The organism is Pedobacter lusitanus, assembly GCF_040026395.1.
Classification (GTDB): Bacteria; Bacteroidota; Bacteroidia; order Sphingobacteriales; family Sphingobacteriaceae; genus Pedobacter; species Pedobacter lusitanus.
Genome location: NZ_CP157278.1, coordinates 1777659 through 1791496, shown reverse-complemented (window position 1 = coordinate 1791496; position 13838 = coordinate 1777659). Strand labels below are relative to the sequence as shown.

General features: G+C 38.4%; 14 protein-coding genes and 1 pseudogene. 5 read left to right on the top strand and 10 right to left on the bottom strand.

Annotated features, from left to right (window positions below; genetic code table 11):
• Positions 1-29: 29 nt before the first annotated feature.
• On the bottom strand, positions 30-905 hold the full coding sequence (locus tag PL_RS07640; protein ID WP_041886138.1) for an NAD(P)H-binding protein: 876 nt from the start codon (positions 903-905) through the stop codon (positions 30-32).
• 81 nt (positions 906-986) lie between these two features.
• Between PL_RS07640 and PL_RS07635 the strand changes: the two genes are divergently transcribed.
• Entirely contained in the window at positions 987-1352 is a 366-nt protein-coding gene (locus tag PL_RS07635) for a winged helix-turn-helix transcriptional regulator (protein WP_041886141.1), read from the top strand.
• A 26-nt stretch (positions 1353-1378) separates the two neighbouring features.
• Here PL_RS07635 and PL_RS07630 read toward each other — a convergent pair whose 3' ends face one another.
• The gene (locus PL_RS07630) at positions 1379-2131 is read right to left on the bottom strand and encodes an adenylate/guanylate cyclase domain-containing protein (protein WP_082036036.1); all 753 of its coding nucleotides are present in this window, start codon (positions 2129-2131) and stop codon (positions 1379-1381) included.
• A 156-nt stretch (positions 2132-2287) separates the two neighbouring features.
• On the bottom strand, positions 2288-2872 hold the full coding sequence (locus tag PL_RS07625; RefSeq protein WP_041886149.1) for an NAD(P)H-dependent oxidoreductase: 585 nt from the start codon (positions 2870-2872) through the stop codon (positions 2288-2290).
• Positions 2873-2946: 74 nt separating this feature from the next.
• Here PL_RS07625 and PL_RS07620 point away from each other — a divergent pair, with 74 nt between their 5' ends.
• Complete coding sequence (locus PL_RS07620; protein ID WP_041886151.1) at positions 2947-3798, top strand: helix-turn-helix domain-containing protein; 852 nt, start codon at positions 2947-2949, stop codon at positions 3796-3798.
• Positions 3799-3935: 137 nt separating this feature from the next.
• Positions 3936-4955 carry a class I fructose-bisphosphate aldolase gene (locus PL_RS07615; RefSeq protein ID WP_041886154.1) on the top strand — a complete coding sequence of 340 codons (1020 nt, stop codon included), beginning with the start codon at positions 3936-3938 and terminating at the stop codon, positions 4953-4955.
• Positions 4956-5081: 126 nt separating this feature from the next.
• Here PL_RS07615 and PL_RS07610 read toward each other — a convergent pair whose 3' ends face one another.
• Genes PL_RS07610 through PL_RS07585 form a run of 6 tightly spaced genes read right to left on the bottom strand, consistent with a single transcriptional unit; the run spans position 5082 to position 11014 of the window.
• Entirely contained in the window at positions 5082-5456 is a 375-nt protein-coding gene (locus PL_RS07610; RefSeq protein ID WP_041886156.1) for a hypothetical protein, read from the bottom strand.
• Positions 5457-5511: 55 nt separating this feature from the next.
• A complete protein-coding gene (locus PL_RS07605; protein WP_041886157.1) occupies positions 5512-5940 on the bottom strand; it encodes a response regulator in 429 nt (142 codons plus the stop codon).
• Complete coding sequence (locus PL_RS07600; RefSeq protein ID WP_041886159.1) at positions 5930-7009, bottom strand: hybrid sensor histidine kinase/response regulator; 1080 nt, start codon at positions 7007-7009, stop codon at positions 5930-5932. The genes PL_RS07605 and PL_RS07600 overlap by 11 nt, the downstream gene beginning before the upstream one ends.
• 1 nt (position 7010) lies before the next feature.
• Positions 7011-9134 carry a 7TM diverse intracellular signaling domain-containing protein gene (locus tag PL_RS07595; protein ID WP_160292158.1) on the bottom strand — a complete coding sequence of 708 codons (2124 nt, stop codon included), beginning with the start codon at positions 9132-9134 and terminating at the stop codon, positions 7011-7013.
• 19 nt (positions 9135-9153) lie between these two features.
• Positions 9154-9861, bottom strand: coding sequence for a hypothetical protein (locus PL_RS07590; RefSeq protein ID WP_041886164.1), 708 nt, complete (start codon positions 9859-9861; stop codon positions 9154-9156).
• Complete coding sequence (locus tag PL_RS07585; protein ID WP_052496575.1) at positions 9848-11014, bottom strand: ThiF family adenylyltransferase; 1167 nt, start codon at positions 11012-11014, stop codon at positions 9848-9850. The genes PL_RS07590 and PL_RS07585 overlap by 14 nt, the downstream gene beginning before the upstream one ends.
• Positions 11015-11142: 128 nt before the next feature.
• Here PL_RS07585 and PL_RS07580 point away from each other — a divergent pair, with 128 nt between their 5' ends.
• Positions 11143-11610 (top strand): response regulator, encoded by a 468-nt coding sequence (locus PL_RS07580; RefSeq protein ID WP_041886166.1) that lies wholly within the window; start codon positions 11143-11145, stop codon positions 11608-11610.
• Between the two features lie 60 nt (positions 11611-11670).
• On the opposite strand, the pseudogene rpoN reads toward PL_RS07580, so the two are convergent.
• Positions 11671-13144, bottom strand: a pseudogene (gene rpoN / locus PL_RS07575) (RNA polymerase factor sigma-54).
• Positions 13145-13317: 173 nt separating this feature from the next.
• Here rpoN and mscL point away from each other — a divergent pair.
• Positions 13318-13767, top strand: coding sequence for a large conductance mechanosensitive channel protein MscL (mscL, locus tag PL_RS07570; RefSeq protein WP_041884777.1), 450 nt, complete (start codon positions 13318-13320; stop codon positions 13765-13767).
• The last annotated feature ends 71 nt before the right edge of the window (positions 13768-13838 follow it).

Below are 13838 nucleotides of genomic sequence, written 5' to 3'. Positions count from 1 at the left end.
AATCCACTTTTTTACAGCTTATTGGAATATTAAAAACCAGCTGCAAATTCCTTTGCGAAGTCTTCCAGTTTCGTAGCTGAAAATACGGGTTTGTTTAATTCAAAATCTTCCCATAGTACACCAGATCTGATTGCTGAACCCATTTCTACATAATTTTTAGCTATTTCCTCAGATAATCCTGCCTGGATCATTCCTTCTAAGGCCTGCTGATCAGTAAATTCTACCCATTTTAATTCGGGTTTGCCTATTGCATTACCTAATACTGTTGCTACTTCACCAGCCGGACGTACGTCACTGGTTACATAACGAACACTTTTTCCGGTGAATGGCTGTTGTATTTCTTCTGCAATTGCTATAGCAATATCTGTAGGATGAACCATCACTAATGTAGCTGATTCGCCATAGTTACTGCCCAGAATACCAGCGTGTCTGATCATATCGGCGCTGCCATAAAGATTGAAATAGAAGTAAGACGGGCGCATATGTTTAACAGCAACGCCTTCAAGGGTATTAAAAATTTGTTCTACATCATGTAAGCCTTTGATCGGGCCTGTGCCGTCTGATAAATGTGCACCAATGCTGCTTAAATTTACGATCTGCTTAACTCCGGATGCCTGTATGGCTGCAGCATAATTACGACCTGTGGCTGAAATATAAGCTCTGTAATCGTCTGTTGTGAAACTAGGCGGACACATCACATAGATGGCATCCGCACCTGTAAATGTCCTGGTCAGAAAGTCAATATCATCAATCGAGCCAATGGCTGCTTTTGCACCAAGTGCTTCAATATCTTTTGTTTTATCAGTATTACTGCTGATGACGGTAACCTCATGACCTGCATTAACTAATATTTGTGTTAATGGTTTGCTTATATTTCCTAAAGAACCTGTTATTGTAAATTTCATAGTTTTAATTTTTTATTATCAATAAGACAAAGGTATATTTGTACTTACTTTTTTACAAGTACTTACCCCAGAGTATGTATCATGACTAAGATTAAAGAGAGTTCGAGTACTAACATTAATAAAGAGCTGTCAGAGCTTAAATGCCCGGTTACCTATGTAATGAATAAGATAGGTGGTCACTGGAAATCGATTATTATTTTTCAGCTGATCACAGGACCAAAGCGTTACAGTGAACTCAAAAGGGCTATTCCGGTGATTACGGAGAAGATGCTGATTCAAAGCCTGAAGCAGTTGGAAGCTGATCGTCTGGTTATCCGTAAGGCTGAAGTGGTAGTTCCACCTTTTGTTACTTATTCATTGAGTGATTCGGGTCGGGAATTGATCCCGCTCATGCATTTAATGGCCGAATGGGCAATCCATGATAGTCAAAGAACAGTTCGTAATTAATTTCTGTTTGTGCGGCAAATAAACTATTACCCGGATATGCCCAGGTAATAGTCCAGATCCATGTCACTAATCAGGTTTTTACGATGGAAAGGATCACCCATTAACATCACATTCATAGTTGAAGTTATACCTCTGAGATTTACAGATCTCATCTCTGCTTTTTTAGGATCTGTCAGCAAATGATAGGCGCTTTCAGAAATAACCAGATTGTTATTTAATTCTTTGGTTTCTCCCTGCAAACGCGAAGCAATATTAACCGGCAACCCCATAACAGTCATCTGTTCTTTGTTCGCCAGGTTATATTGCCCGACAACCACTTTGCCCTGATGAATACCAATGCCGATTTCATAGTTCAGATTAAAATGGGGTTGTACATAAGAAGAGTTGAAGACTTCAACATCATGCAGTAAGGAATATGCAGCGTCTACAGCAGACTGAACAGCTGTTTTCAGCGTAGTATCCAGACCGAAAACTGCATATATACTGTCTCCGCTGGTTTCAATAATTCTGCCTCCGGCCGAAGTAATAGAATGATTAAACAAGACAAATAGTTTTCTGATCATATAGATAACCTCGTAGGAAGATTTGATTTCCATTGCAGAAGTGAAATTACGGATATCCAGGAATAAAAGGGCAAGTTCACGTTCTTCACCCAGAGTATTGTAAATCTCCTGCATTCTGGCAGGAGATTTACCTGGGAGAGTCTGATCTGTATGGCGGGTACATGAAACTTGATGAACTGGAAGAGTGGATGGGAGGTAATTGTGCTGAGTTTTCATAAGGTAATCTTAAATGGAGGATTTACATTTATTTCTGATTGTAAATTTAAGCAGTTCTTAAGCGCTGCGAATGCGAGAATCAAACCGATAATTGCAAAATTCAAACCTTTTGGACGGGGCAGGCAGTTAGGATGATTTTTTTCCCTGGCACCACTGCTAAACAGTGGTAATTCCGGCGAACAGATTTTCCAGCGAGTTCAGATATGCTTTTCTTGTTTCCTCACTGGCGGTTATAACCGAAGAGAAAAAACGGTGTTCTTCAATCTGTAATCCTGTAAAACCAAATGTATTTTGCGCAACGATCCGCATGGCGTCAAAAATGCCTTTATCCACGTAATTTTGTTCTTCTGAACCTACTGAGTTGATGATGTACATCCTTTTTCCTGCCAGCATCTGCTCCAGTCCATACTGGCCATAGCGATAGGCAAAACCATAGCTCAGTACTCTGTCAAAATAGCCTTTTAAAATTCCGGGCATACCAGTCCACCAGATAGGGTGTACCAGGGTGATGATATCAGCCCACGTAATATGCTCCTGTTCCTGAAGAATATCTGCCGGAGTATTTCCGGCTTTAAAAGCCAGTACATCTTCTCTGGTTAAAACAGGGTTGAAATTTAAGGTATAAACATCCCGGATACGGGTGTGATGACCAGACTGGATTGCTTGTTTTTGTAAGGAGTCTTTTACTGCATGGTTAAAGCTCTCTGGATTTGGATGACAATAAATGATTAAGTTGTTCATGATTTCTTTAAATTTGTTAGGACAAACTTAGAGAGGCAGAGACTCTTAGGATTGTAAGAAAACGAAGCAGATATATGGAAGATAACCCTGATGGCCGTTTTTATGAAGTTCAGGCTCCTTTAAATGAGGTAGTCAGTCATTTCTATCATCTGAATACCGCAGCAGATGCTGATACCATGCTAAAGCATCTGTCACCGAACTTTGATATGCTGCTGATTTTCAATTTCGGTGCCCCTGTCCGTTTTTCATTTAACGATGAACCATTGGGGGACAGGGTACTCAAACATACCTCTGTGATCGGACCACTGCGCAAGATGCTGAATTATGAGCTGCTGCCAGGAGCAGATGTAATTGTTGTAAATTTCACGCTGAATGGTTTTTATCGTTTGTTCAAAATTCCGGTAAATGAGTTAACTGCGGATGAGGGAATGGATCCGGATATATTAATTGATAAAACTTGTTTTGCGGAGCTGTGGCAACAATTAGCCGCATTAAATGTAGTAAGTGACAAGATTAAGCTGATAGAAGGCTACACGGCTTCTTTTGTGGCCGACAATGAGTCTTTTGCCATGCCTTTGTTATCCGGTCGCTCATATTTCAATAATTCCTCTATACAGCCCGTAAAGGCAATAGCTGCCGATGCAGCTTTAACAGAGAGAACTATCCAGCAGCGTTTTCAGAAATTTACAGGCTATTCACCAAAAGAAATACTCCGTTTTATCCGGTTTAAGGAAGTTATTTATCAGCTGATCAATCAGAAAGATAAAGAAATTGATCTGTTTGAACTGATCGGTCAGCATGGTTATCATGATCAGAGTCATTTGATTAAAGATTTTAATCATTTTTTAGGAACCACACCCAGGAAGTTTATGAAAAACCTGGTTGGTAAAGGTTTTTGTGTCACCAGGCCTGGTAAAGACTATTAATTGGAAGTGTAGCATAGCCACAGAAATTCCTGACAAATCTGTGCAAACATTATCATTTTCAGAATGTTTTTTTGTTGAACCTGAACAGGTCAGAATTAACCGATTATAAATATATAATTAACAGATAATGGATATTTATGGAACATAGAGATCACACCAGACAACTAATCAGCACCGCAAATGCTATGGTAGCCGATTTTAAAGGCCTTGTAGCTATTGATGAGAGTGTCTCTACCCTAAACAAACGTTTTGAGCTTGCCGGTATCCCACAAACCGAAGAGTACAGAAGAGCCTATCGGGAAGTGTTAATCACAACTCCGGGAATCGGAGAATATATCAACGGGGCAATACTGTTTGATGAAACAGTCCACCAAAAGACTCTGGCTGGTATTCCATTTCTGGACGAACTGAAAAAAGCAGGAGTGATACCTGGAATAAAGCTGGATGAAGGAACTGAAGATCTTGCTGGTTTTCCAAAAGAAAAAGTGACTAAAGGCCTGGATGACCTGTCAGAAAGATTAACAGCTTATGCTAACCAGGGTTTAAAGTTTGCGAAATGGAGAGGAGTGATACTGATTGACGGAGACCTTCCTTCAGCAGCCTGTGTGGTAAGTAATGCCCATGCACTGGCGCGTTATGCCGCTGCCTGTCAGCGTGCGGGTATTGTACCTATCGTTGAACCGGAAGTGATTATGGACGGTAATCATACGATACAGCGCTGTGCCGAAGTCACTGAAAAGGTATTGTATTCTTTGTTTGAACAATTGCATCTGCTTAAAGTAGAACTGGGTGGCTTAATTTTAAAACCCAATATGATTCTTGCCGGTAAGGATGCGGCTGAAAAAGCAGATCCTGAATTAGTGGCCAGACTTACAGTTAACTGTTTACGGAGTACTGTTCCGGCCACGGTTGCCGGAATTGCTTTTCTTTCAGGCGGGCAGGACCCGGTTACCGCCTGCCGGAACCTGAATGCAATGAATCTGAATCATAAGGCTGAATTACCATGGCCGGTTACTTATTCATTTTCGAGAGCCTTGCATCAGCCAGCACTGGAAGTCTGGAAAGGTAAAGCAGAAAATGTGAAGTCAGCACAGGAATCATTTCTTCAGATGGCAAAAGATTGCAGAGCTGCAAGACTGGGTGTGTTTAGTAGCTAAACAGCTGTGCATTATGTTGATATATCGTGGATAATATTCCACAATATTCTACGTGTTTTTTAATGTAAAGGGGCCCGGAGATTTCTCTCCGGGCCCCTTTACATTAAAAAATTAAATATGGTATGGCTACTGAATTTTAATCTGAAAACTGTCAGTCTTTGGTGCTCCGGGATCTAAGTTTGTCAGCTGATTGGAAACCGTTCTTCCGTAAGAGTCAATTACAATCAGTCTGATGGTTTGCTGTTTTGTAGAATTAATCGTGGTTTTCAGCTCGAAATCGGACACATAACTGAATTTAAAGTCTCCTGAGTTCTTGACATCTACTACGTAATTATCTCTCAGAATAGTGTAGTTCAACATACAATCTGTGCACTCCACTCTGATCACTCCATCCTTGGCGAAAAGAACATTGGATAAGGGATCAAGGCCAGAATCCTTTTTACAGCCTGTAAAAAGAAGGCAGAGACAAAAGATTATTGTAGTGATTCTTAACGTATTCATAATATACAGATGACATTAATAATGCCATTCTGTATTGATGTGTGAGACAGCCCGCTTAATACTTTGAAGTCAGGAAATTTGTTTTGAATAAATCTTCCAGATGCGCCGGGAAAAGTGGTTTCTTTAACAATTTAATCACATAGGGATTGGCTTCGGCCTTACGTATATCGCCGAAATCCAGTGTAGATGAAAGCATCGCTACGACACAATTTTCTTTCAGCTCAGGAGGGAACCGTTTGTAATTCTCCAGGAACTCGAAACCATCCATCTCTGGCATCTGAATATCCAGTAAGATGAGGTTCGGCAATTTATCAGGTTGGCCTGAATGTGTGTTGAAATAACTAAGGGCTTCTTCTCCAGACTGACATTGAATGATTTCGTCGAATAATTTAGAGATAAAAATGATTTTAGAATTAATCTTCAGATCTATGATATTATCATCGATAAGCATCACTTTTACAGGTTTCTCCAGTTTATTTGGCATTGGGAATAGTAATTTTAAACGTAGTACCGTGATTCAGAGAAGAACTAACAGCTATTGTTCCGTCAATTTTGTTTAAAGCTTCTTTTACTATAAACAAGCCTAAACCACTTCCTTTATTATTTTTAGCTTTAAAGAACTGGGTGAATATTTTTTCGAGATGTTCGTTAAGAATACCCAGTCCATTGTCTGTAATTGATATTTCAGCTGATAAAAGATTAGCCTCTATGGCTATATCCACCACTTTATGGTGTCCGCTTTCTTTTTGATATTTGATGGCATTGGAAATCAGATTACCCAGTATCACTTCAATCCTGAAAGAATCACCCATAAAAGGATGTGACTGATTAATATTCAGGTTAAATTGGGTATCCCGGTCACTGTAAGCATAAAGATCAATCATTTCATCGACCAGAGTCTTAAAATCGATAGGTGAATTTTCTGATATGTTTTTATTGTTTTTATAATACTGAAGTGTCTTTTGTATATAATAATCCAGCTTATTTGAGCATGATTCAATCAGTTCCCAGTATTCTCCGCTCGAGTTATAAAGACCTTCCATTTTAACGAGATTGACAATACCGATCACTGAAACCAGCGGAGCCCGCAGTTCATGGGAGATACTATAGATAAACCTGTTCAGCTCGTCATTGGTTTTTTCCAGTTCTTTGATTTTATTTCTCAGATCAATCTTAGACCGGTAGGCATCATGTGCATTTTTGATAGAATTGTGTAATTCCAGATCATTCCATGGTTTGGTAATATACCTGTAAATGTCGCCATGATTAATTGCATCTGCCAATGCCGCAATATCAGTATAACCAGTCAGGAGTATACGAACCGGGTCCGGATAAGTAGTTGCAATACTCTTGAAGAATTCTACCCCGGTAGTTTCAGGCATTTTCTGATCAGCAATGATTACTTCTACAGGGAGGTTCTCCAGTACCTTTAAACCCTCTGCAGCAGAAATTGCTGTGTAAATTTCATATTGTCTCCTAAAACTTGCTTTGAATGCGAGGAGGTTGTTCTCTTCATCATCAATATATAAAACTTTAACAGGCGAGCGAGTCATATTATTGTATGTTTAGAGGCAAGGTAATAATAAATTCTGTACCTATATTCACTTTTGTAACAACATCGATATGGCCTTTATGTTTTTCTACAATGCTGAAAACGATAGAAAGGCCTAATCCGGTTCCTTCTCCAACCTGTTTTGTAGTGAAGAAAGGTTCGAATATTTTTTGTTTGATTTCTTCTGTCATTCCTGCACCGGTATCCTTAATACTTATTTTGACCTGTTCTCCTTCGGACGATGTCGAAATATAGATGAACTCTTCGGGCTGCGGGTTTTCTTTGACCTTTAACGCGTGTATTGCATTGGTAATCAGATTCATGAAAACCTGGTTTATTTTCCCTGGCAGACATTCTACCAGCGGAATCTGCTGCAGATCCTTAACGATATTTATAAAAGGCGGCAATGTACTTCTCAGTAAAACCAGCGTTGATTCCAATCCTTCATTAAGGTCTACCGGTTTGGTATCACTCTCATCCAGTCTGCTGAAATTTTTCAGACTCCGGATAATTTCGGCTGTTCTTTTTGCACCTTCTCCAATTCCTGACAACAATGAATTAATTTCAGTTTTGATAAAATCTATATCAATCTGCTTTTTAAATTTATTGATAGAAACCAGCTGTTCCCTGATATCCTGATCAGGATCCAGTTCTTCGTATTTCTGGATTACATCATACAAATCGTTAATATCTAGCCCCAGAGGTTTAATATTTGAGGTCACAAAATTTATAGGATTATTGATCTCATGGGCGATACCTGCAGTTAACTGACCCAGTCCGGCCATTTTTTCTGCATCAACCAGTTGTGATTGTGCTTCCTTCAGTTCTTTAAGTGTAAGATTTAAAGTGGCATTCGAATTTTGTAATTCTTCGGTGCGTTTACTTACCTGAATCTCGAGTTCAATGTTTTGTTCGCGGATCAGTCTTTCATTTTCTTTTGAAATTCTTAGTGCCTGTTCCTGAGACTGCTCCTTATCTTTTCTGTAGATGTTTATTTTATCAGCCAGTGCAAATGAAAGTAAAGTGATCTGAATAACAGAACCGATTTCCAGGATATAGGAGGTAAACAGGTTATATTCAATTAAGTTGAAATTCCTCAGTACAAAAATTACCACACAGAGTAAAAATATGGTATAGGCAACCAGAAAAAACAGGGCAGGGCGGGAGCCTTTTCTTCTGATTACGTTGGCCACATAAAGGAAATATAAAGAGCCTAACAGTGCCAGTGTCTGCAAACATTTAATACTGTTAATGTGCTGACCCGAGATCCATAAGCCCAGAGCCAGGAAATACATCAATACAAACAGGTCTATTCCGATATGGAGTTTAGGGGTTTGTACTTTGGTCTGTAAAAATCTTTTCAGAAACAGGGCCGTAGTGATACCTGAGAAAAAGGGTACCAGAAAAGAGCTGTTTATAGCTAACCACGGGCTGTCCGGCCATAAAAATTTAAAGGCATAACCCTGGAAAGTAGCCTGAGTAAGTCCTACAAATAAAATGTAAAAGATGTAATAGACATAACTGGAATCCTTTATGGTAAAGGATATAAACAGATTATATAAAATCATAATGATAATAATCCCGGCATAAATCCCGAATAATATGTTCTTATTATTATCATTTACGAGTACAACTCTTGGCGTGCCTAATGAGATTGGAAGCTGGATCTGGTCTGTAGAACTTATACTGATATAAAAAGTTTCCCTTCCACCTTTAGGAATCTTTACCGGAAAGATATAGTTTGGATTATTAACCAGCCTTTCATGAAAAGCTTTAAATTTCCCCAGTTTTGACGAGGCATAAAGTTTATGCTGTTCCAGTCTGTACAAAGTAATACTGTCAATTGCCGGCTGGGCAACAACGAGCATCAGATTTTCTGCTCTGCTATGATTTTCTACTGTAAATTTAACCCAGATTTTATCAGAGGTTATACCCAGATTAGGAACCTTTTGATTGAGATATTCAAATTTACGGCTGATAATCTGGCTGATGGTCAGTGTTTTTGAAGGATCTTTGAAAATAGATATACCATTTTCAATCCGTAGAATATTGTTGTCGTCTTTAAAAATCAGCGTGCTGTCCTGCGTAGCCGAATAGGTCAGTACAGTATTGAGCACTAACGCCATTAATAGGAAAAGTAGCTTTTTAAACAGGATCATGGAGGTTTGGAATGTCTAAATTATATTCTAACTGGTACATGCCTTTTGGTCCTCTTTCTTCAAAAAGCTGATGCGGGTTGTCACGAAGAGAAAGAATCTTTTCGCGCTCCGAATCGTCGGCATTACTCAGGTCAAACGGATTTCTTAATCTCATTGCAGTAGCAACAAGATCATCTTTAGGATAATAGAAAAGGCCATTATTACCCAGTGAAGTTTCGATAACGCAGCCAACTCTTTTCCCCATTCTCACTGTTACAGGGGCACACAATACAAATAAACTTACAATTGGCAATTTCGCCGCCAGTACAGAACCTACTCTGGCCAATACGTGACTGCCGATACCCATACCGGCAACTTCTCTTGAATTCCATAAACCGCATAATTCACAGGTTCCTCCCCGCTCTTCATCGGCATTAATCATGTCATATATTTTGGGGTCATATTTACCTATGGCCGTTGCAATAGGCAATTCGTACTGGTCAGTTTTTATCTGGATTCTGGCACCTCCGTAAACAAATTTTGTTTCTTTGTCTTCAACCAGAATAACCATGGTTTTAGGATCTTCTACCCAATCCTGTTTATTTGAAGTGATTTGCGTTATTCCATAAAGCTCCAGTAATCTTTTGTGGCCGACAATAAATTTTGAGCATGCTTCCGGATCATCCGGAGCTCTGAATGTTCTAATGTGTATCATTGTCTCCGTTTAAATGAGTAATAGTATTGAATTCATCCTGGAATAAATTGTCGAAATCTACAAAGTATCTTCCTGATGTACTAAACTGTTTGAGCAATATTCTGCGGCTAATATCAGTAATCATAGCTCCGCCAAGGGTTACAGCCGAAGCAAGCTGCGGCCAGCCTACAATTGTTTTGTTCATTTCATTTACGGATTTCATCATCGCTTCTGATAAATTTTCGTAACCGATAATTTTGGCCAGATAGCCTATTTTCTCGGGAATAGTCAGCTTATTCAGTTTTTCAGTGAGCTGGTCAGGAGTCAATGCTTCCAATTCGGCTACTTTGCCGTGAAATATAGGTCTTTCCGGTTCCAGATCAAAACGTTCTACGTCAAGCATCCCTTTGTCATTAGTATCCATCACGACCGGGATACCCAGCGCTTTAGCTTTAATACGGGCAAGGATTTTGATGTCGATACCATCACATTCTTCTACCAGAATATCCAGTTTACCATTGCTGGTAAAAAAATCAGCTATATTATCCAGGCTGATGCCGTCAGTAAAACAGATTACATTGATAAATGGATCAAGTTCGGCAATTTGTCTTGCAGCCACAACAGCTTTGTTCAAACCAAGATCCTGTATGTTTACCTTGATCCGGTTCATATTACTCAATTCTATCTCGTCAAAATCAGCCAGGCGGAGTTCACCACAGGTGCGTTCCATAGCTAAGGTTAAAGCAATACTCTGTCCAACAGACAGACCTATAATCCCTATTTTTTTTTGCTGAAGAACAGCTATTTCTTCAGGGGTAACTTTGTATATATTTCTGCTGGTTCTGACCTGGGCAAATTCCTGTTCATCCAGTGTGTGTACCAGCTTGTTGGACCATGGGAAATATACCCATACACCATACTTGTCCGTATCGGTGCCGGCATGTTTGCTGATTAATTCAGCAGACTCTTCCGGACTTAGTTTTTTTTGTGGATTATTGAGCTTGATCAGTTCGGCAAGCTGACTTAAAATGGTATCATAAATAGTTAGGGCAGGATTACTTTTGATTAAGGCTTTTAGGCTTTCTTCCTCTTCCGGATTGATTAACCTGAAATAAACAGGACGGTATATTGTTGAATAGTCGGGAGCATTAATACTAGAATTAATCTTATCCATTTTTGCTTTATTGTATGAGCTTTTGTGTAAAATTGATCAATTATTATTTAGAAATAATTTTTATCCGAAATTAGTTTTTTAGAATTTATAAAAGCAATATATTTAACAAAAAAATCCAATAAATAACAATGAATTCCGACACCTCAATTAATGTGCTTTATGTGGATGATGAGGTTCATAATCTTAATTCTTTTAAAGCTGGCTTTAGAAGGAAATTCAACATTTTTACAGCAGAATCTGCAGTAGAGGGACGGAAAGTATTAGAAACTGAACTTATTCATGTCATCATCACAGATCAACGCATGCCTGTTACTACCGGTATCGAATTTCTGGAATCAATCATCCCTGATTTTCCGGACCCGATCAGAATACTGCTGACTGGTTATGCAGATATTAATGCTGTGATCGATGCCATCAATAAAGGTCAGGTTTATAAGTATATTCAAAAGCCATGGATGGATGAAGATCTGAGGATTAACATCGAAAAAGCATATGAGATTTATGCACTTAGAAAAGAGAATAAAGAACTGACTGAAGCATTGATTGTAGCCAATAAACAGCTTGAATTCCTGTTAAGACAAAATCTTCTTTCTTAAGCTATAAAAAAAAGGAACTTTAAAGTTCCTTTTTTTTATAGCTTAAGAAAGAAAGGCCGGTTAAAGCTCTTTTCTCAGTCTCGCTACTGGAATATTCATCTGCTCCCTGTATTTCGCAACAGTTCTGCGGGCAATATTATATCCTTGTTCTTTTAATATTTCTGTCAGTTTCTCATCGGCAAGTGGTTTGCGTTTATCTTCGTTACCGATACAGTCTTCCAGGATTTTTTTTTACTTCTTTGTTGGATACTTCCTCCCCGCTTTCTGTTTGTATCGCTTCTGAGAAGAATGATTTTAATAAGAAAGTTCCGAATTCGGTTTGTACGTATTTAGAATTGGCTACCCTTGAAACAGTAGAGATATCCATATCAATTTTATCAGCAATATCTTTCAGGATCATTGGACGCATTTTACGTTCATCACCTGTCAGTAAATACTCATACTGATATTGCATAATGGCATTCATTGTTTTCAGTAAGGTCTGCTGACGCTGCTTGATTGCATCTATAAACCATTTGGCAGAGTCCAGTTTCTGTTTAACAAATTGTACAGCCTCTTTTAATTTCTTGTCTTTCTGCGCAGCCTTATCATAATGCTGGAACATATCTATATAAGAACGGCTTACTCTTAATTCAGGAGCATTCTTTGAATTTAAGGTCAAAATCAGCACTGAATCATTATTTGAGATATGAAAATCAGGAATAACCTGTAATTGTTTGGTCGTTACCTGGTTTGAATCACCTGGTTTTGGATTAAGACGAAGGATTTCAGCGATGATTTCCTTTAGGTCTTCACTGCTTAATCCTAAAGATTTTTCCAGTTTATCATAGTGTTTTCTGGTAAATTCATCCAGATAATTTTCTACGATCATGATCGCTTTCTGGATAATCGGGTTATGTGCGTCTTTTCTGCGTAATTGTAAAGTCAGACATTCCTGAAGATCTCTGGCAGCAATTCCGGGAGGGTCAAAACTCTGAATAACTTTAAGCATTTCCAGTACATCTTCTTCTTCAACCATCGCATTTTGTGAAAAAGCAAGGTCATCAATCATCGAAGTAACCGGTCTGCGCAGATAGCCGTCATCATCAAGACTGCCAATAATCTGTTTGCCGATAATAAAGTCCTGATCTGATAGTGGAACAAGGTCAAGCTGTTCCTGCAGGCTTTCAAAAAAGGTGCTCTCAATTGCTATTGGAGTCTCTTTTTTCTCTTCATCGTCATCACTGTTATTGTAAGATGTGCTATAGTCATTTCCACTATCATCCTGTAAATAATCATCTACATTAAATTCATCAGTGCTTTCTTCCTTTGAGCCTCCGTCAAAATCATCAGGAGAATCATTCAGATCATCATATTCACTTTTAGGTTCATCAGCAATCATTAAACTTGGGTCTTCGAGTGCTGGATTTTCTTCTAATTCTTCTTTTATTCTGGTATCAAGGGAAACAGTAGGAACCTGCAACAGTTTGATAAACTGAATCTGCTGAGGAGATAACTTTTGAAGTAATTTTTGTTGTAAATGTTGTTTAAGCATGTTTTGTAGAAAAGGTATTATGACCCGTTTCAAAAATAAGCATTTGGTTTATATATCAGCTATAGAGTTGAGCTAATATTGCGTTTGAATGAGTTTTTCCAATAAAAAAGCTTTGTTTTAGTAATAAAGTTTATATTTTTATTGATAGTTGAACACCATGAAAAATTAAAATTATGAGTTTTGTAAAAGAATTTAAGGAATTTGCCTTAAAAGGAAATGTAGTCGACCTGGCAGTCGGTGTGATTATTGGAGGCGCATTCGGTAAGATTGTAACCTCTATGGTTAATGATTTAATTATGCCTCCTGTTAGTTTACTGATTGGAGATAAGGGTTTTATCAATTATTATATACCGCTAAGTGATAAAGTGAGAGATTTCGTTGCCGCTAATCCTACTGCCTCTCTTGAAGATGCAAGAAAAGCAGGTCCGGTATTTGCATGGGGTAATTTCGCGACAGAGGTGATTAACTTTGTTATTCTTGCCTTTATTATTTTTCTAATGGTGAAAGCTATTAATAAATTGAAACGTAAGCAAGAGGAAGTTGTTGCTGCTGAGCCAGTTCCAACAAAAGAAGAAGTATTATTGGGTGAAATCAGAGACTTACTGAAAACCAAAAGTCTTTAAAAAAATAGAAGGGTTTGTTTTTTTTACGACCCCTGATTTTTTAAAAAAAAAGAGGCTTCCCTGTAAATTAC